Below are 19,730 nucleotides of genomic sequence, written 5' to 3'. Positions count from 1 at the left end.
ACCGGATATCGATCATGACAACAACTCATACCCATGTGCCTGCGGTGCGCAGTTTCGACCGCAGCCTGATTCTCCAGGCCATCGCCGACTCGTTCCGCAAGCTGTCGCCGCGGTTGCAGTTCCGCAATCCGGTGATGTTCGTGGTATTCGTATGCAGCGTGCTCACCACCCTGCTGTGGGTGCAGGCGCTGGCCGGCCACGGCGAGGCGCCCACCGCCTTCATCTTCTGGGTGACGATCTGGTTGTGGTTCACCCTGCTGTTCGCCAATTTCGCCGAAGCGCTGGCGGAAGGCCGCGGCAAGGCACAGGCCGCCGCGCTGCGCAGTTCGCGCAAGGATGTGGTGGCCAAGCGGCTCGCTGCGCCTTATCGCGATGCGGCCGTCACGTTCACGCCGTCTTCCGATCTGCGCGTCGGTCACCTGGTGCTCGTCGAGGCGGGTGACTCGATGCCGGGCGATGGCGACGTGGTAGCCGGAGCGGCCAGCGTGGACGAGAGTGCCATCACTGGCGAATCCGCGCCGGTGATCCGCGAATCGGGTGGCGATCGCAGTGCGGTGACCGGTGGTACCCGCGTGCTGTCGGATTGGCTGGTGGTGCGCATCACCAGCAATCCGGGCGAGAGCTTTCTCGACCGCATGATCGCGATGGTGGAAGGCGCGTCGCGCCGCAAGACGCCGAACGAGATAGCGCTCACCATCCTGCTGGCGAAGTTCACGCTGATCTTCCTGCTGGCCTGCGCCACGCTGCTGCCGTACTCCATCTACAGCGTGCAGGCGGCCGGTACGGGCAATCCGATCACCCTCACCGTGCTGGTCGCGTTGCTGGTGTGCCTGATTCCCACCACCATCGGTGCGCTGCTGTCGGCCATCGGCATCGCCGGCATGGATCGCATGATTCGCGCCAACGTCATTGCCACTTCCGGTCGCGCCGTCGAAGCAGCGGGTGACGTGGACGTGCTGCTGCTGGACAAGACCGGCACCATCACGCTGGGCAACCGCCAGGCCGTGGCTTTCCTGCCGGCGCCGGGCGTGGAAGAGGGCCGCCTGGCCGATGCCGCGCAGCTCGCTTCGCTGGCCGACGAAACGCCGGAAGGCCGCAGCATCGTGGTGCTGGCCAAGGAACGCTTCAACCTGCGCGAACGCCAGCTGGAAGAGGGGCACGCGGAGTTCGTGCCGTTCACCGCGCAGACCCGCATGAGCGGCGTGAACATTGGTGATCGCCGGATCCGCAAGGGTGCGCTCGATGCCGTGGAGCGCCATCTGGAAGCCAGTGGCAGCCACCTGCCGCCGCTGGTGAAGCACATGGCCGAAGACATCGCGCGCCGGGGCGCGACGCCGCTGATCGTCACCGAAGGCGCGTCCGCGCTGGGCGTGATCGAGCTGAAGGACATCGTGAAAGGCGGCATCAGCGAGCGTTTCGCCGAAATGCGCCGCATGGGCATCAAGACCATCATGATCACCGGCGACAACCCGCTCACGGCGGCCGCCATTGCGGCAGAAGCCGGTGTCGACGACTTCCTCGCCGAGGCGACGCCGGAAGCGAAGCTCAAGCTCATCCGCAAGATCCAGGGCGAAAATCGCCTGGTGGCGATGTGTGGCGACGGCACCAACGATGCGCCCGCGCTGGCCCAGGCCGACGTGGCGGTGGCGATGAACACCGGCACGCAGGCGGCGAAGGAGGCCGGCAACATGGTCGATCTCGACTCCAACCCGACCAAGCTGATCGAGATCGTCGAGATCGGCAAGCAGATGTTGATCACGCGCGGTGCGCTGACCACGTTCTCCATCGCCAACGATGTGGCCAAGTATTTTGCGATCATTCCGGCTGCGTTTGCCACGACCTATCCCGCGCTCAATGCGCTCAACGTGATGCATCTGGCCACGCCGCAGAGCGCGATCCTGTCGGCGGTGATCTTCAACGCGCTGATCATCATCTTCCTGATCCCGCTCGCGCTGAAGGGCGTGAAGTACCGCGCGCTCGGCGCCGGTGCGCTGCTGCGGCGGAACCTCCTGGTCTATGGCCTCGGCGGCATCGTGGTGCCGTTCGTGGGCATCAAGCTGGTCGACATGTTGTTGGTGATTTGCGGATTGGCGTGATTTTGCGTCGACCCTGCATGACGTCATCCCGGCGCAGGCCGGGATCCAGTGGCGATACCGCCCACTGAGACTGCTGGATTCCGGCCTGCGCCGGAATGACGAGATCACAAGTGGACGGTGATTCCCCATCGGATGCTTCTCCATGCAAACCCTCAAGCTTTCCGTTTCGTTGCCAGACGACATGCATCCCGACATCGAGCTTCGCCTTTGTGCGAATGACTCGCCGTGTGACGTCGTGATTGCGTTGCCCGCAGCGGCCCGATCGCGACCGCAGCCGCACGACACCGAGTCGCCGCGCAACGAGCAGGACGATTACGTGCTCGGCGGTTACGCCGGCATCTGACTTGGGCGTTCGCGCGGCACCCATCCTCTACCCACTAGAAAAGGACGGCTCGCCCCGAGCCGGTTTTCAGGAACACCCATGATGTCCAAGAAGGTACTTTCGTTCGCGCTTCTCTTCGCACTGGCTCCGGCCGAACAGGCCATGGCTTCGGCCGAGCGTGCCGCGTCGGTCACGGAGGTGACGCCTTCGGCCGAACTCGGCGACGTCGCGCCGTCGGCCCCGACGGCAGAGAGCGCCGATTGTTCGCGCGGCTTCTTCTCTCGCCTTGCCGCGGCCTATCGCGAGGATGCCGAGCCTGCCGATCCCAATGCGCCGGCTCCAGCGCGTCGCGGCATGGATGCACCGTTCTCTTCGCCGCCGTTCCCGTCGTCAGAATGGCAGCTGGGCGGCGTGGACTATCCGATCGGCGTCCCCAACGGCAATGCGCAATACCCGCTGGAAAAAGCGCTGGCCTGCACCAAGCTCGGCCACTGGATGCAGGACAACCGCATCGAGGTCTATGGCTGGATCAATCCGTCGGCCAACCTCAGCACGTCGGATCACACCAATTACCCGCTGTCCTACGCCACGCGCCCGAACCGCGTGGAGTTCGACCAGTTCCTGTTTCGCATCGAGCGCATCCCCGATACGGTGCAGACCGACCACGTCGACTGGGGATTCCATTTCGACGACCTGTACGGCTACGACTATCACTACACGACCATGAAGGGTGTGACGAGCGATCAATTGCTCAACAATCCCCGGCCGAACAGTGCGCTCAACGGCAAGATCTACGGCAATGACCCGATGATCGCCTATGTGGATTTCTACATCCCGTGGGTGGCGAAGGGCATGGTGATCACGGCGGGACGTTATCTCTCGCTGCCCGACATCGAGGCGCAGTTCTCGCCCAACAACTATCTGCTGACGCACTCCATCCTCTACACCGTGGATGCGTACACCAACATGGGCGTCATCACGACCACCAAGCTCAACGACCAGTGGACGCTGCAACTCGGCCTGCATGGCGGCGACGATTCGGCGATCTGGGACAGCACCAGCCGCCTGACGGCGCAGGCCTGCGTGCGCTGGGTGTCCAAGTCGAACGATGACATGCTCTATCCCTGCGTGGAGTCCTACAACAACAAGAAGCAGACCTATAACAACCTGCAGGAGTTCGTGCTGACCTGGGGCCATCGCTTCACGCCCGACGTGCACATGCTGACGGAGGTGTACTACATCTACGTCAAGGACCAGGCGCTGGCGACCGACCCCTCGCAGTCGCACGCGCCCAATGGCGTGCCGGGTTACCCGGTGGGCGAGGCGCCCAATTTCCCACTGGGTCGCAATCCCGCCTTTGGCATCGTCAACTACTTCAACGTCCAGGTGAGCCCGAAGGCGTTCGTTTCGATCCGCAACGAGTTCTACAACGACGAGGACGGCCAGCGCACGGGCTATGCCACGCGCTATTCCAGCCACACGGTGGGCATGACGTATTGGGTGTCACCTGACCTGGAGATCCGCCCTGAGATTCGCTACGAGTACGCCTACGATTTCCCCGCCTATGACGGCGGCATCAAGAATCATCAGACGACCGCGTTGCTCGACGCGATCCTTCATTACTGAGGTCAAGACATGATCAGGCTCATTCGCAACGCGGTGATGATGCTGTTGTTGATGACAGCCATCACCGGCGTGTTCTACCCGCTCGTCGCCACCGGTCTGGCCCAGGCGCTGTTCCCGTCGCAGGCGAACGGCAGCCTGATCGAGAAGGACGGCAAGCCGGTCGGCTCCACGTTGATCGGCCAGTCGTTCACCGATCCGACGTACTTCTGGGGCCGTCCGTCCGCCACCATGCCGCAGCCGAACAACGCGGCGGCATCCACGGGTTCCAACCTGGGCCCTACGAATCCAGCACTCACTGACGCGGTGAAGCAGCGCATCGATGCGCTGCATGCTGCCGACCCCGACAATCGCGCGCCGGTGCCGGTGGACCTCGTCACCGCGTCGGGCAGTGGCCTGGACCCGGAAATCTCGCCGGCCGCGGCGGCTTACCAGGTGGCACGTGTGGCCCGCATCCGTGGCTTGAGCGAATCGCAGGTGCAGGCGATGGTGTCGATGGCGACGACGGGAAGGCAGCTTGGCGTGCTGGGCGAGCCACGGGTGAATGTGCTCAAGCTCAATATGGCGCTGGATGCCCGTTAAGGCATAACGTACCCCCATCCACACTGACGGCACGCGATGCATGTCTGAACCTTCCCGCGAAGCGCGCGCCGATGCCCTGCTCGATTCGGTGCAGGAAGAAAACGGCCGTCGGCTGAAAATCTTCCTGGGTGCGGCACCTGGCGTCGGCAAGACCTACGCCATGCTGTCGGCCGCCCGTGAACTGAAGCGGCAGGGCATCGATGTGGTGGTCGGCCTGGTGGAAACCCATGGTCGCGCGGAAACGCAGGCGCTGCTCGAAGGTCTCGAAGTGCTGCCTCGGCGCAAGGTGAACTACCGAGACCGCGACTTCACCGAGTTTGATCTGGACGCTGCCTTGCAGCGGCGTCCGGCGGTGATCCTGGTGGACGAACTGGCGCACAGCAACCTGCCTGGCGGTCGCCACGAGCGTCGCTGGCAGGACATCGCCGAACTGCTGGATGCGGGCATCGAGGTCTACAGCGCGCTCAACGTGCAGCATCTGGAAAGCCTCAACGACCAGGTGCGCCGCATCACCAACGTGACCGTGCGCGAGACGGTGCCCGATGCGTTCCTCGATCGCGCGCGCGACATCGTGCTGGTGGATCTGCCGCCACGCGAACTGATCCAGCGCCTCAAGCAGGGCAAGGTCTACGTGCCGGAAACGGCGGCGGCGGCGTTGGATGCGTTTTTCTCACCGACGAATCTGGTCGCGCTGCGCGAGCTGGCCGTCGATACCGTGGCCGGTCACGTGGACAGCGACCTGCGTGAGCAGATGCTGGCGCGTGGCGGCGCCATGCCCGTACGGCGCCGCGTGATGGCCGCCATCGATGGTCATTCGCAAAGCGAATACCTGGTGCGCATCGCGCGCCGCATCGCCGAGCGGCGGGGCGCGCCATGGAGCGTGGCCTTCGTCGACAACGGCGCCACGCTGGACAAGGGGCGTCGCGAGCGCCTGGATGCCGCCATGCGACTCGCACGTCGGCTGGGTGGCGACACCGTGATGCTGCGAGGCCACGCCATCGCGGACGAATTGATCGCGCATGCCGATCGCGAGGGCATCGGCCAGATCATTCTCGGACGCACGCGCGAACGTCCAATGGCGCGCATGCTGGGCCGGTCGCTCACGCAGTTGTTGTTGCGCCGTGGCGCGCATCTGGAACTGACCATCATCGCCACGCCGGCGGAACGCGCGAAGTCGCGCATGCGTCTTCGCATGCCGGGCGGGAAAGGGCGGCGGGACGAATACGTGTTCGCCACGGTCGCCACGCTGGTGGCGTTCGGCCTGTCCTTCATCGCCGACCGTTACCTGTCGGTGGCGAACCTCGCGCTGATCTTCCTGATGGCCGTGATGGTGGTGGCGGCGAGAACGCGCATGGTGGTGGCGGTCTATACCGCCATTCTCTGCTTCCTCGGCTACAACTTCTTCTTCGCTCCACCACGTTACACCTTGGCCATCGCCAACGTCGACGATGTGCTGGCGGTGTGCCTGTTCCTGGTAACGGCGCTGGTGTGCAGCCGGCTGGCGACGCGACTGGCGAGCCAGGTGGAGTCGCTGCGCGCCGCGCATGCGAACGCCAGGGCGCTGCTGTCCTTGGGGCAGCGCCTTTCCACCAGCACCGATGCGGCCGGCATCCGCAAGGCCGGCGTCGATGCGCTCTCCCATGTGCTGCATTGCGATGCGGCTATCCTGGCGCGCGACGCCAGCCAGGTGCTGCGTGTCGTCGCCACGGCGCCGCGTGATTTTCCGCTGGCCACGCAGGATCTCGGTGCCGCGTCATGGAGCGAGCAGCACGCCGAGCAGGCCGGTCGCTATACCGACACGCTGAATGCCGCGCCTTGCTGGGTATTGCCATTGGGCAGCGCCGACAACCCACTTGGCGTGGCCGTATTGCGTTTTCCGCCCGAACGTGGCGAGCCGCAAGTGGACGAACGCAGCCTCGCGATGGCGATGGTGCAGGACATCGGCCAGGCGCTGCAGCGCGCGCGCCTGGCCGACGAATTGGAAGGCGCGCGGGTGCAGGGTGAAACGGAGCGCCTGCGCAATGCGCTGCTGTCGTCCGTATCGCATGACCTGCGTTCGCCGCTCGCGTCGATGATCGGTTCCGCCGGCACGCTGGCAAGCTACGGCGACCAGCTTCCCGCCGGCGAACGGCGCGAGCTGCTCGAAGCGATCCTCGGCGAAGGACAGCGCCTGGATCGCTACATCCAGAACCTGCTTGACATGACACGCCTGGGTCACGGCACGCTCAAGCTCAATCGCGACTGGACCGACGTGGCCGAGATCGTCGCAGCGTCATCCAACCGGTTGCGCAAGCTCTTTCCTGATCTGCGCCTCGACATCGCGCTGCCGTCGAACACGATCCTGCTCTATGTGCATCCGGCGCTGATCGAGCAGGCCTTGTTCAACATCCTCGAGAATGCCGCGCGCTTCTCGCCGCCCGGTGAAGCGGTGCGCATCGTGGTGCGACCCAACGGCGAAAAGGTGCAGATCGACGTGGTGGATCGCGGCCCCGGCATCCCCGAGGACGAACGCGCGCGCATCTTCGACATGTTCTACTCGGTGTCCCGTGGCGACCGGGCGCCGCAAGGTACCGGCCTGGGCCTTGCCATCTGCCGCGGCATGATCGGCGCCCACGGCGGCAGCGTGGAAGCCTTGCCGGGCGACGGTGTTGGCACCACCATTCGCATCACCTTGCCGTTGCCGGCGCCGCCCGAAAACAACGCATGACTGCCGCTGCCCCCTGTGTCCTGGTCATCGACGACGAGGCGCAGATCCGCAAGTTCCTCGACATAGGTCTCCGCGCGGAAGGCTATGAAGTACTGCTCGCCGCGAACGCGGCCGAGGGACTCGCTCTGGCCGCCACGCGCTCGCCGGACCTCGTGGTGCTCGACATCGGCCTGCCGGACCGCGAAGGCCATGAGGTACTGGCCGAATTGCGCCAGTGGAGCCAGGTGCCGGTGCTGATGCTGTCCGTGCGCGATTCGGAAACCGAGAAGGTGAAGGCGCTGGACGCAGGCGCCAACGACTACGTGACCAAGCCCTTTGGCATCCAGGAGCTGATGGCACGCCTGCGTGTACTGTTGCGCAGCCGGCCCGGTGAGCCCGATGCGCCGCAGCGCTACGACGACGGCCGGCTGGCCATCGACCTGGCGCGGCGCGAGGTCACGCTCGACGGCCAGCTGCTCGCGTTGACCCGCAAGGAATACGCCGTGCTGGCCGTGCTGCTGCGCCATGCCGGCCGGGTCGTGACCCAGCAGCAGCTGTTGCGCGACATCTGGGGCGCCACCCACACCCACGACAGCCACTACCTGCGCATCGTCGTGGGCAAGCTTCGCCAGAAACTGGGCGACGACCCGGCCTCGCCCCGCTGGCTGAAGACCGAACCGGGCGTGGGCTACCGCTTCATCAGCGGGAACTGAGGAACAGGGCGAGCCTCCCTGTAGGAGCGCACCCAGTGCGCGACCGTCCCGCATGGAATCCCTATACCGGGTTATCGCGAGCGGGCGGGGAAACCGTACTGCCCATCGCGCACTGGGTGCGCTCCTACAAAAGCCACTTGGCCCCTGTGTCGCAGCCGCTGAGAACCGCCAGTGGTCTGATTCGCCTGGTTTTTCGTCCGATCCGGACGCCAGCCGGAGTCCTTGCCGGGCCGGCAGGCGGGTCATGACGGAAAAATTCTTCCTGTTTTCGACGGCCGGCCCACGGTTATGATGGCTGCCGGATCAACCATCCCGGTGCTGACTGCCCCAGAACGCAGCGCCGGCTCACAGAGGACATTCCTTCCATGGCACGTGGCATCAACAAGGTCATCATCGTCGGCAACCTCGGTGCCGACCCGGAAACCCGTTACACCAGCGGCGGCGCGGCGATCACCAGCATCCGCATCGCGACGTCCGAGAACTGGACCGACAAGCAGAGCGGCGAGAAGCAGGAGCGCACCGAGTGGCACCGCGTGAAGCTGTTCGGCCGTCTCGCTGAAATCGCCGGCGAATACCTGAAGAAGGGCCGCCAAGTCTACATCGAAGGCTCGCTGCGCACCGACAAGTACACCGACAAGGACGGCATCGAGCGCTTCAGCACCGACATCATCGCCAACGAGATGCAGATGCTTGGCGGTGGTTCCGAAGGCGGCGCGGGCGGCGGCGGTGGCGGCTTCCAGCGCTCGCAGGGCGGTGGCGGCGGTGGTCAGCGCCAGGGCGGCGGCAACTACGGTGGCGGCCAGTCCCGTGGCGGCAACGACTACGGCAACCAGCGCGGTGGCGGCGACAACTACGGCAACCAGCAGCGCCAGTCCGCCCCAGCGCCGGCCCAGAACAACAGCTTCGACGACGACGATATTCCGTTCTAATTTGTACCACCTGCAAAATTGTTGCGTTTGATCAAAAGGCCATGATTTCATGGCCTTTTTTTTAACGCGACTTGAGGTGCGGTGAGTGGCACGGGGGGTATCTTTCCTACCAGATACCCCGTGTAATTTGTTCAATGCAACGTCGAGAGCCTTTTCAAATTCACCTTATCGTGCTCGACGATGGCGAGCGCTTGTCGATGCTGGTCGATGACACCGGCATGCCCATCTACTTTCTAGCGCTCTTCATCACGACTCAGGTGCGAAACGCGGGACGCTCGGCAAACACCATCAGCGCCGATCTAGTGCCATCAAGCGTCTGTATCTGTGGGCCCATGCCAGCGGGATCGACTTGGAGCAACGTCTCTCCACTCGGTCCTACCTCACCGATCCTGAACTTGAATCGCTCTCTTCCAGCGTTGTGCGCCGAATTCGAAGCCGGTCCGCCATTTCCTTTGGTCTCGCAAAGCTCGAATACCAGGGGGGGGGCGCGCGCGAAAATTCGGAAGGGGCAGATCCTGAGTCATGGAAAGTACCGAAACCTGACTTACATCGGGATATACCTATGCTGGCTGGCCGCTCGATTGACTGAGCGGGCTATCGGAATGGTTGATCAGCTTGCGAGGGGAGCCATAAAGGACATGGCCCAATCGATCGAGACGAAGCGGCCTCGACGCGCGAGACGATCAATCGTAAACGCACCTAAGGGACTACAGCACGCGGAGGAATCGCGGTTACTGAACTTTGTCAGTGAGCAGGTGTGCCAGGGCGCCTGGGAGCGCATTGGCATGTAGGAACGAGCTCATCGTCCACTTGCTCATCAAGCTAGGTCTTTGAGCTGGCGAGTTGCTTGCCCTACGGGTTTCGGATTTCGATCTGCAACGCAATGAGGTTCTCATCGGGCATTGAGTCGCTTTCGGTTTCCCTGATCGCAGACTCTAGTGACTTGATTGCCGTGACAGCTAACTGGGTGCTAACGTCTGGCGGCACCCAAACCCGCAAAGGAAAACGCATGACCTCCGTATCGCCGGAAGCCGTTGACGTGCGTCTGACCCAGCTTGAGCGTTCGTTGCGACGCGCGCGCTGGGGTATGGTCGGTTTGCTGTTGCTGATGGTGGCGATGTTCTTGGCTTGGTATGGCGTAGGCGGCATCGTCCAGCGCGAGGTACGAGTCCACCGCATTTATGCCGTGGATGACGCGGGTACGGTGCGGGTGCGGATCGGCGAGGATCCTGCTGGCGGGAACCGCAAGAGCCGCGTGGCTGGACTGGTGGTTTACGACACCACCGGAATCGAACGTGGCGGCATGGCAACCATGGCCAATGGCAGCGTAGCGATAGGGCTGGATGCGCAGCACTCCGAAAAGGGTGTGCCTCGCGACCGAATCGGCATGATGGTCGATGGCAAGGGCAACACGATGTTCATATTGGAGGATGGCCAGGGCGCCCCCGTCGTCACAGCTAAGGGGGCGGCCGCCAACGGTGGAGCTCTTCAGGTTTCGGAGGCCACGCCTGATGGCAAGCAATTGCAGGTACGCACGCTAGGTGTGCACGGCGATGCCCAGTCGACTGAAAGTGGCGAGTGACTAAAGCTTTTTCCTCCTGGCCGTGACATGAGTCGGGAGCCAGGCAAGGGGCCGCTTCGGCGGTTCCTTGCTGATCGTTGCAGCCCGCGGTCTGCTTTCGCCCGGAGGGGACAGTTCGGGCCACTGTGATCTGCCTAGGGCCGCCTAACCGGGTCCTCTTGATATTGCGCGGCGGATGCGTCTGGGGACGGCGTCTAGGAAGTTGTTGTGTTTTGCCCCTCCCTGGCGCCAAATCTTGACGGAATCTCCACTTCCAGTACGGTTTCGAGGTCAGGATTGGCTTACTGGCTTGCGTTGCGCCGGGTGGGGGTTTCTCTCAGGTAGAAAGAACCGTTCTGAGTCGTCAGGTGAAATCAGCGCGAGTACACGAAGGGGCCGACCATCCGTCGGCCCTTTTCATTTTCTCCGATAGGGCCGGCGCATCGTCTGAAACAGGCGGTGTCGGTCAGACCTCCTCAAATGCCGCGTTGCGCTGGCGTCGATACGCCTGGTGGAAACCCGCGGTGTGGTGCAGCTGCGCGCCTTCGGTGAGATCTTCATCGGAAGCCATGCGGCCGAGGAAGAAGGTATGCGAGCCCATGTCATGGGCGTGCACGATGCTGAGCTCGCGAATGCGCAGTGCGGCGGCAACGGCGGGGATGCCGAATGCCTGCGAGGGGCGCGTCGGGAAGGGCAGCGCGGTCCAGTCGTCGAGCGCCTGTTTGTGGTGTTCGGCGAGCTTGTAGACGGTGCCCTTCATCGAGGCCGGCATGCTGGAAAGCGCCACCTTGCACGCGTCGCGCATGACGGGCTCGGAGACATTGGTGTTGCGCAGGGCGAGGGAGAAGAGGGCACTGCGTTGCAGTGGCCCGATCAGATCCATCGGAAACATGTTCCGGTGACCCCGCGCATCGACCGAGACCAGGATGACTGGCCTGGGGCAGAGATAGGCGATCATCAGCTGCTGCACCGAGTCTGGATCCATCAACGCATGATGCGAGGTGTTGCTCTTGCGCATGACGCGGTTCTGCAGCCACTGATTCCACGAACGTCGCGGCCACGGAAGGCAGCGGTGCTCGCTGCCACTGACGTGATAGACGGTGATGCAGGCGCCTTCGATGGCGATGGATGTCGCCTTGGCCAGGTACAGCACGCCAAGTACTTTTCCCGTGGCGCTGTCCGTGTATTCGAGCGTGGGGGTGTCTCCCGCGTCGAGGCTCGTCGCAATTGAAAGCGGTTTTAGCGAGGCCACCGTATGGTCGGTGGTGACATCGGCGGACTGGTGATTCCAGCGCAAGCTCGCGGTGACGTCCTGCTGGGGAGGCGCCACGGCAATGGTCGACCACTGTGGGAGCGGGCGCACGAACGGCCTTATCCAGTCTTTCCACATGTCAGGAACGCCTGAATAGCAGGAACATGTAAAGGTGGGTTGCCAGGCCGAGGCCTCGCGGCGTGACGCGCTCCAATCGAAAGAACGGCTCTGCCGCACGCGCCACGACGCGTGGTGCAAACCGGTGTATGTGGCTCTCGCTGGCGATGGCGTAGTGGCCGCTACGCATGAGCGTCGCGAGGTTGCGTCGCCACCAGCGGTAGCGTGCATCACCGAGATAGTACGGATTGAGCATGCTCGCCAGCACAAACCCGCCCGGGCTCACCGTGTGGGACAACTCCTCGAACAGCGGTGCGTGATCCTCGATGTGATTGAGCACGGCGAAGTTCGCGGTGACCGCCTGCACCCTGCACTCGCTTGGCGAGGCGACCGACACGATGGTCTTGCGGATGATTTCGTCCTGGCAGTGATGGTCAAGGTAGTTGCGCATCGCCTCCGACGGCTCGTAGACGAACGTCTGGTGACCGTGGGCCGAATAGGTCTTCGCATCGATGCCGGTACCGGCGCCGAAGTCGAGGATGCCTTCGTCCTTGCCCAGCAGACCAAGCACCATCCTCTGGAACCGTCCGCGCACGGCGCAGTCTCGTTCGGAGGCCAGCATGAAGTTGTGGTACTGCTCACCCGTATGCATGTCGCGTACCCTGCCGACATTCCCGTGAATCGCTCGACGGGGCCTCACCCGCCTTCGCGTGCAGGTAGCCATACCTGCCCGGGTGAGTGCCTCTCACGAACGGGAAGGTTGCGTGGCATGGGGCAGGGCGACAGCTCCACGTGCCTCGTCAGAGGGTGGCTTCAGCGCTCCACCAGGCCACGATGCGATCGATGTTGGCCTCCAGCAGGTCGAGCGCGTCGACCGTGAGCACGCCAGCTTCGTTCGTGGGAGGCTCCAGGTCGCGAAACTGGCTGTCGATCAGACTCGCTGGCATGAAGTGTCCAGAGCGCCGGTTGACGCGCTCGGCGGCAGCATCGGGTGACAGTTTGAGGAAGACGAAGCCCAGGCCCGGCACGGCCCGGCGCAGGGTGTCGCGATAGCGGCGCTTGAGGGCTGAGCAGGCGAGCACGGCAGGTTGGTTGGCCATCGCCGCATTCGCCAGCGCCACGCCCAACCGGTCCAGCCAATCCTTTCTGTCGTCATCGTCGAGCGGCACGCCGGCCTCCATCTTCCGGACGTTGTGCTCGGAGTGGAACGCATCGCCTTCGATCATCCGCCAACCCATGCGCTCGCACAGTGCCATGCCGACACTGGTCTTGCCGCAGCCGCTCACGCCCATGACGACGATGGCGCGCATGTGGTCAGGCATGGCTGGTCCCTCTCCTGGCATCGGTGATGCTCAGCATATCCCGCGCAGCCGCTGCCTACCGGTGGATCGCGCCGTCGGTATGAAAGAAGACAGAAAAATGGCGGGGAATTTACGCCGCGGCGCCATGGCAATGCAGCGTTTTTATCGCCTGCGGTAGCACCATGTCGTCAACGCAGATACTGCGCACCGGACCTGGGTTATGACCATTCTGATCGTGCAGGGACCGCATACCGCCGGCCATTTCGCCGGCGGTGACCTCTCGGCCCGCTTCGACTCTCTGATGCGAGCCGCGGGGCAGGACATGTCGGTATGCACGTGCGGAGGACTTCGCGAGCTTGTCGCCAGGGTGCGCGAGGCGAAGGCTGAAGGCGCCGAATTCATGTTGCTGGCGCCGGGCAATCTCGCCGAAGAAGCCCGCGCCCATCCCGAGGCTGGCCTCGACGAAGCATTAGAGGCGCTGGCCTCGCCGTACGTCGAGGTGCACGACGACAGCGGCGCTGTGGTGGAACGGGCTGACGGCCGGCACGGCGCGCCGCTGGCGACCATCGTGATCAATGGCGACCTGGCGACGAGCTATCGCATCGCGCTGGGGATCGCCTTGCGCCAGCTTGCCGCATGAATCGTGGTATCTGCTGGGTCAACGGTGCCGCTGCCAGGGTTCGTCGTCTTCCCGTTTCGGCGCGCCACCGGGCTCACTGACTTCGGCCAGCTTGGTCTCGATCTCCACGGCGTGGTCGCTTGGCAATATCGGCTTGCCGCGAGCCTCCGCGACGGCGCGTGTCAGCGCCGCGCCGACCAGCACGATGATCGATGAGTAGTACACCCAGGTGAGCAGCACCACGAACGCGGCGGCGGGTCCATAGGCGCCGCCAACGTTCGCGTGCGAAATGTAGAAACCGATGGCGTACTTGCCGAGCAGGAACAGCAGCGTGGTGATGAGCGCGCCCATGACGGCGTCCTTCCATTCGATGGCGGCGTCCGGCAGCACCTTGTACATGCCGCCGAAGGCGACGACGAAGACCACCACCGAAACGATGTATTCAATCGCCTTCCACAAGGTGTCCTGGCCCGGTATCAATGCCTGGATCGCGGCGCTTACCACGAAGGAAGTAATCAGCAGGAAGCCGACGCCAACAAGTAGCGCGAAGGCATGTGCGCGAGCCTTCAGCCATGCGCCAATGGCCGCGCCGGGCTTGGGCTTGACGTGCCACACGCGGTTGAGCGTGCCCTGCAGCTGGGCAAAGACGGCCGACGCGCTGAAGAGTGTGATGCCCATGCCCACCAGGCCGGCGAGATTGCCCAGCTGCGGATGGGCGTGCGCGGATTTCACCACGTCGTCAATCGCGCCCGCCGCTCGTGTCCCGACCAGGGTGGCCATCATGGCCAGCATCTGCTCCAGCCAGGCGGGCTGGAGCACGGATACCGTCCATACCAGTAGCAGCAGGATCGGCGCGAACGACAGCGCGGCGTAGAAGGCCAGCGCGGCCGCACGCGTCATCAGCTCATCGTCGTTGAAGGCGTCCACCGTCGACGAGAGCGTGATCATCAACTTGTTTCGGTGCTTGGGCATGCGGAGCCGCAGGGCAGGGCGATGGTCTCGGCCCTATCGTCATATCTCGGCACGAGGGAAATCGTGCACGGAACGTCGTCGCTGCGTGGACGTTTGTCCTTGAAAACGGGCGCCTCGGCAAGGAGAGACCCGCAAGTCTTGGAAAAACCTCGTGTCGCAAAGCCGCGACGCCAAGGGGGTGAACCCATGCAATCAGGGCGTGCCGGATTCTCCTGCGACGCCCGGTGCCGCTCGAATGCGTATGAAGGTTGGCCGCGAGGACAGTTCAGAACTTGCTGTGCTCCACATCGCGCTCGCGGTGCATCAGGGTCCACTCCGCGTGCTCGGTGAGCGCGGCGTCGCCCAGGGCGAGGAGGATTTCGCGCTGCTTGGCAGGGTCACCGGTGCGGTCCAGGGCGGCGCGTGCGCTGGCGAAGATGCGTTGCATGAAGCGGTATTGGCGGATGAGCTCCTTGTCGGCCTTTCGATAGGCATAGGCTTCGCGCACGGCGGCGATGATGGAGAGCACGGCCATCATCATCACCATGGTGGTCTTGATGCTCTCCGGCAGGCGCAGGGCGAAGATGGCGAGGAATACGCTGATCGAGATGCCGCCCCAGAGGCTGACCATGCCGATGGTTTCGGTCACGTGATGCAGGCCGGTGCGTTCGAGGGTCTTGCGTTCGAAGTAATGCAACTGGCCGCTCTTGCCGGATTCGCCGACCCATTCGTCGATGACTTCGGAGAGCGCCGTCGCGTGGCGCGTGTCGACGTTGGGCAACGGGTCAATGCCTGCCACGCGCATCACATGGCGGATCCAGCCGAGCTCGATGTTCTGCTTCTGCAGGAAATTGTCGTGGGCGAACTCATGCTCGCCGGTGGCCGATATTCCGGCGTGGCGCCAATAGGCTTGTATGCGCAACCCTTCGGCGAGGGCGCGATAGTCGAGGTACTTGCGGTGCCAGCCGCGATGGCGCGCGAGTATGGCGATCAGCGCGCCGAGCGCGAACAGCAGCAGGAAGGTGTAGATGAGGAAGTCCTGCTCGGACAGGTGCGCGTAGAACGTGAAGGCGATGCCCATCAGGGCCGCCAGGATGTAGGTGAGCCTCAGCGCGAGCAGGACACGTTTCTGGAAATGGATGGCCAGCCAATCCGCCGCACGGAAGATGCGCCCGACGGCGTTGCCGTCGGTAAGTATGCGGCCGCTCTCGTTGCATGACGCCTTCGCGATGTCGTCCGCGTACTTCACGCCGTCGCCGTTGAATTCCGACATGTGCGTGAACATCTGGCAGAACTCGGGCGGTGGCGTGCGGTCGGTGGTGGTGAAGTCGCCACAGCGCCAGTAGGTCTGCAGCGGCAGGAGGCCCGGTGCGACGTCGCCATGGTCTCCCTCGCGCGAACAGACGATGTGGTACAGCAGACGCTCGTCGCCGCTGCCGAGCACATGCCGCGCTTCGCGATGGCGTTCGACCAGGCCCGGCAGGGTGCCGTTGAGATGGTAGTTGACCACCTGTGCCGTGCCTCCCAGCCGTCCCGAATCCTTGCCGTCCCAGATGGCGAGAAGGATATGGCAGTGGCTGGCGATGAATACGCCCGCCTTGGCGTATTGGCGGTCGCGTGATGGGCCGGGCATGGCCACGGCATGATGCGAAGGTCCCCGTGGCAGCGGCAGTGGAATCAACTGGGCCTGTTCGCACAAGGCTTCGAAATGCGCGCGCGCCGACGGCGCGGGGAAGTCGTCGAGGTAGAGGTCCATCGGCAACGGCAAGGGCGCCATCAGCCGCGCGCCTGCTTCGAGCGCGACGTGCGCGACCAACTGGTCGCCCCCTTCCGCCAGCGCGGAAAGCACGCATAGCGGCAAGCCGGGAAATTCCTGTCGAAGCATCTCGAAGAAGGCGGTGACTCGTGCGCGTATGGGCTCGATCTCCGCCGACGAAATGTTGCGGTGACTGGTGATGCCGACCACCAGCGGTGTCATGGCCGAACCCGGCGGTATGGCCGACACGGAGTAGCTTGCCTGGCGTGGCGACGAGTCATGCATCGCAGGTGGTTTGACCGACACATCCTGCGAATCCACGTCCGAGTTGTCCCTGCGATGCATGACGCCCCCTGGTGCGGTCAGTTGTTCTTGATCGTTGGGTTGGTTGCAGTGCCGGTGATGGAGACGTAGCCACTCTGGTAGATCGGGCCGTTGTCGACGAGCTGGACCGATATCTGATAGATCCAGTCACCGGTGGTGCTGGTGCTGTTGTTGAGGTCGGTGATGGTCATCGACTTTCCGTTCGGCGCGATGACGAACGGCCCGAAGATCCCGGCGGGTGGAGGGTTGGTGGCGGGCGGGTTGTTGACCCAGTTGCAGCTCACGATCTTTCCCGACGCCGCATTGCCGTTGAGCTGCCACGTGATGGTCTGGGTCTGGTTGCTGCGGGCCACATGGTTGGCGTTGTTCTTCTGATCGACGTCCACGAGCCATGGATTCGTGCTCTCGTTCAAGGTCACAGCTAGGTCGTTGGCCATCACGTGCTCCTCAGGTCAGGATGCGGCAGGATCCCTGTTCGGTGGGTGTTTCCGGGCGGAAGAGGGTGCTACTGCGGGTCGCTCCTCGCCAGCGCCGCCTGCAGGCGCTGCTGGAAGGCCGCATTGGCGGGATAGTCGATGTCGCGATGCTTCAGCGCGGCGAGCAGGTCGAGATCGCGATAGCCCGAATCCCATAGCTGCTGCACGAGCGGAGCTGCCTCGGGCGCGCGGTCGAGGCTAAGCAGCGCGTTGACGCGCAAGGCGAGGAGACGCGGATCGGCGGCGCCGCTGGCGACCGAGGCGATGTCCTTGACCACTTGCTGGCGCCATTGCGCGGCTTTCGCCGCGTCGCCGGTGCTCGCGGCAAGCAGCAGTCGCGCGGCCGCGGTGTCCAGCAGCAGCGTGCGTTCGCCGGGCTGGCTGTCGTGCATGGGCGCGAGCACCGCGAGCGCCTGGCCGGCCTGCGTCTGCGTCTGCGCGTTATCGCCGGCGGCCAGCGATTGCGCGGCCTGCTCCACCTGCGCTTCGGCGAAGTCCTGCTTCCACTCCGCATTGCTCGGGTCCTGGTGCGTGATGTCGCCGAAGATCTTCAGCGCGCGGTCGTTCAACTGCTTCGCCGCATCACGGTCGCCAGCGAGGCGGCGCAGACGCGCGAGCTGGGTCGAATACAACGCCACCTTGGCGCGAAAGCCCGTCTCCTTGGGTTCGAACTCCGAGAGTTGCATGGCGCCATCGATCGCCTGCTGCAGGCGCGCGCCGCCGACGTCCACATCGCCGCCCAATGCCATGGTGCGGCCGAGGATGGCGCGCACGCGGACCATGTTCTCCTTCTGGTCGTGGTTTCGCGGGTCGCGGTTGCTCAGCGTGGTTTCGATCGCGTCGTCCGCACGGTACTCGGCGATGGCCGTGGCGAGGTCGCCTTGCATCAGTGCGATCTTGCCGAGATTGTTGTGCGCTTCGCCGAGCAGTTCCTGCCAGTCCGTCTTTGGGTTCTTGCCGCGCACCAGTTCCCGGCAATGCGTGAGCATGCTCTGGTATTGCATGGCGGCCTGGTCGAGCTTGCCTTGCGACTCCAGTACGTGCCCCAGGTTGTTGTCCACGGTGGCCCATTGCTGGATGAAGTCCTTGTCGGGCGTGCCGGTCAGCGGCATGCGCCGCAGGACATCCTGCGCCGTCGTGAAGTTCTTCTCCGCCGCCGGCAGGTTGCCGCGGTACCACTCGGTGATGCCGATGAATGCGAGCACGCGCGAGTAGGCCACTTGCCTCGCCGCATTCCGCGGATCGCGCTCCGCCAGCGCGCCGGCAATGTTGGCGGCCGCCTGATAGGACTGCATGGCGGCATCGAGGTGGCCTTGGTCGGTGCGTACGCTGCCGATTTTTTCCAGCGCCTTGGCGCGTTGCTCCAGCGACAGGTCGGTGACGTCGTTGTTCGGCAAGGACTGGAAATAGGCCATGGCGCGATCGTCCACCGCCTCCATGATATCCAGGCGCTGCACTTGCCCGAGCTTGTCGTTGAGATCGCCCAGCATGAAGCTGACCAGGCCCTCGGCCTGGTTGCGCTCGCGCTCGGCGACGCGCTGCGCTCGAACGGCGATCACGGCGAGCGTCGATGTCATCAGCATGATGCCGACCGCGACTGCTGCGATGGCCGCAAGCCGGCGCTGATGGCGTTGCTGTTCGCGTTGCTTGAGCTGGTCGAAGCCGATGTCGAGCACGCCAGCGACCAGCTTGAGTTTCGCGTTGGTCCGGCCATCCTTGCCAGGCCGCGCATCGGCCGCGATGGGCTCGGTGCGCTCGTCGGACAAGCTGCCCATGCCATTCCATTCAAAACGCAGCGCGGGGGCAAAACACTCCTTGGCTTCGCCGCCGGCGAGTTCGCTGGCGTTGGGCTCGCCGTCGACGATCAGGCAGAAGATGCGGTCGGCATGGCCCAGCCGCTTGAAGGCCAGCACTTCCTCGTTCACCCAACGTGACTTCGCCGAGTGGGGAGAGCAGATCACCACCAGGTTGGCCGATTGCGACAGGGCCTCGTTGACCTTGCGGCCAAGGTCGGTGGCGCTGGCCAGTTCGTCGCGATCACGAAAGACCGGCATGAGGCGCCTGGGAACGACGCCTGCCGATGTCTCCAGCCCCACCAGGCGCTGTGGAATCCGATAGCTTTCCAGCGAACGGTGCAGCCAGTCGGCCCAGGCTTTGTCCTGGTGGCTGTAGCTGATGAATGCGCGATACCGGAATGTCGGTACGCCGGTTTCCTGCGCCATGACGAGTCGCACTCCTGTACCAGCTAGTGCAATCCCTTGCCGGGCAATCCTCACGCATGGGCGGCGGCGAAGCTTGGCCAGCGCCGACACGTGAAGGCGGCTGGCTCCCCTAGGTTGGGCAGCCTAGCACGTGTTCGCGCAAGCGGGCCTTCTGGACGGCCAAACGTATGACGTCCATATGGCGTATTCCGTCCGCCGAC

General features: G+C 64.2%; 16 protein-coding genes. 9 read left to right on the top strand and 7 right to left on the bottom strand.

Features of this window, described 5'->3' with window-relative positions; all coding sequences use genetic code 11:
• Positions 1–14: 14 nt before the first annotated feature.
• The 8 genes from kdpB to CA260_RS16930 all read left to right on the top strand — a co-directional run bounded on the left by kdpB (position 15) and on the right by CA260_RS16930 (position 10,533).
• Positions 15–2,096, top strand: a complete 2,082-nt coding sequence (gene kdpB / locus CA260_RS16970) for a potassium-transporting ATPase subunit KdpB (protein WP_111984189.1) — start codon at positions 15–17, stop codon at positions 2,094–2,096.
• Positions 2,097–2,238: 142 nt separating this feature from the next.
• On the top strand, positions 2,239–2,439 hold the full coding sequence (locus tag CA260_RS16965; protein WP_111984188.1) for a hypothetical protein: 201 nt from the start codon (positions 2,239–2,241) through the stop codon (positions 2,437–2,439).
• Positions 2,440–2,580: 141 nt separating this feature from the next.
• Positions 2,581–4,044: an outer membrane beta-barrel protein gene (locus tag CA260_RS16960; protein ID WP_425479753.1), complete on the top strand. Its 1,464-nt coding sequence runs from the start codon at positions 2,581–2,583 to the stop codon at positions 4,042–4,044.
• Between the two features lie 9 nt (positions 4,045–4,053).
• The gene (kdpC, locus tag CA260_RS16955) at positions 4,054–4,623 is read left to right on the top strand and encodes a potassium-transporting ATPase subunit KdpC (RefSeq protein WP_111984186.1); all 570 of its coding nucleotides are present in this window, start codon (positions 4,054–4,056) and stop codon (positions 4,621–4,623) included.
• A gap of 40 nt (positions 4,624–4,663) precedes the next feature.
• Entirely contained in the window at positions 4,664–7,330 is a 2,667-nt protein-coding gene (locus CA260_RS16950; RefSeq protein ID WP_111984185.1) for a sensor histidine kinase, read from the top strand.
• On the top strand, positions 7,327–8,022 hold the full coding sequence (locus CA260_RS16945; protein ID WP_111984184.1) for a response regulator: 696 nt from the start codon (positions 7,327–7,329) through the stop codon (positions 8,020–8,022). Before CA260_RS16950 ends, CA260_RS16945 begins: the two co-directional genes overlap by 4 nt.
• Positions 8,023–8,387: 365 nt before the next feature.
• Entirely contained in the window at positions 8,388–8,951 is a 564-nt protein-coding gene (ssb, locus tag CA260_RS16940) for a single-stranded DNA-binding protein (RefSeq protein WP_111984183.1), read from the top strand.
• Positions 8,952–9,960: 1,009 nt separating this feature from the next.
• Positions 9,961–10,533: a hypothetical protein gene (locus CA260_RS16930; protein WP_111984181.1), complete on the top strand. Its 573-nt coding sequence runs from the start codon at positions 9,961–9,963 to the stop codon at positions 10,531–10,533.
• A gap of 445 nt (positions 10,534–10,978) precedes the next feature.
• On the opposite strand, the gene CA260_RS16925 is transcribed toward CA260_RS16930, so the two are convergent.
• The 3 genes from CA260_RS16925 to CA260_RS16915 form a co-directional block, all read right to left on the bottom strand.
• On the bottom strand, positions 10,979–11,875 hold the full coding sequence (locus CA260_RS16925; protein WP_238149802.1) for a flavin reductase: 897 nt from the start codon (positions 11,873–11,875) through the stop codon (positions 10,979–10,981).
• 28 nt (positions 11,876–11,903) lie between these two features.
• Positions 11,904–12,533 (bottom strand): class I SAM-dependent methyltransferase, encoded by a 630-nt coding sequence (locus CA260_RS16920; protein WP_111984179.1) that lies wholly within the window; start codon positions 12,531–12,533, stop codon positions 11,904–11,906.
• 148 nt (positions 12,534–12,681) lie between these two features.
• On the bottom strand, positions 12,682–13,191 hold the full coding sequence (locus CA260_RS16915; protein ID WP_238149801.1) for a gluconokinase: 510 nt from the start codon (positions 13,189–13,191) through the stop codon (positions 12,682–12,684).
• A 211-nt stretch (positions 13,192–13,402) separates the two neighbouring features.
• Here CA260_RS16915 and CA260_RS16910 point away from each other — a divergent pair, with 211 nt between their 5' ends.
• Positions 13,403–13,822: a type II 3-dehydroquinate dehydratase gene (locus CA260_RS16910; protein ID WP_111984177.1), complete on the top strand. Its 420-nt coding sequence runs from the start codon at positions 13,403–13,405 to the stop codon at positions 13,820–13,822.
• Between the two features lie 18 nt (positions 13,823–13,840).
• On the opposite strand, the gene CA260_RS16905 is transcribed toward CA260_RS16910, so the two are convergent.
• From CA260_RS16905 to CA260_RS16890, 4 genes are all read right to left on the bottom strand, one after another.
• Positions 13,841–14,773 carry a YihY/virulence factor BrkB family protein gene (locus tag CA260_RS16905; protein ID WP_238149800.1) on the bottom strand — a complete coding sequence of 311 codons (933 nt, stop codon included), beginning with the start codon at positions 14,771–14,773 and terminating at the stop codon, positions 13,841–13,843.
• A gap of 265 nt (positions 14,774–15,038) precedes the next feature.
• Positions 15,039–16,853: a DUF4231 domain-containing protein gene (locus tag CA260_RS16900; protein WP_238149799.1), complete on the bottom strand. Its 1,815-nt coding sequence runs from the start codon at positions 16,851–16,853 to the stop codon at positions 15,039–15,041.
• A gap of 17 nt (positions 16,854–16,870) precedes the next feature.
• Positions 16,871–17,269, bottom strand: a complete 399-nt coding sequence (locus CA260_RS16895; protein ID WP_111984176.1) for a hypothetical protein — start codon at positions 17,267–17,269, stop codon at positions 16,871–16,873.
• 68 nt (positions 17,270–17,337) lie between these two features.
• Positions 17,338–19,530 (bottom strand): toll/interleukin-1 receptor domain-containing protein, encoded by a 2,193-nt coding sequence (locus CA260_RS16890; protein ID WP_111984175.1) that lies wholly within the window; start codon positions 19,528–19,530, stop codon positions 17,338–17,340.
• Between the last annotated feature and the right edge of the window lie 200 nt (positions 19,531–19,730).

Source organism: Dyella jiangningensis, assembly GCF_003264855.1.
In the GTDB taxonomy this organism is placed as follows: domain Bacteria; phylum Pseudomonadota; class Gammaproteobacteria; order Xanthomonadales; family Rhodanobacteraceae; genus Dyella; species Dyella jiangningensis_C.
The sequence above is the reverse complement of the archived record's forward strand: the minus strand, read 5'-3'. Positions and strand labels throughout refer to the sequence as shown.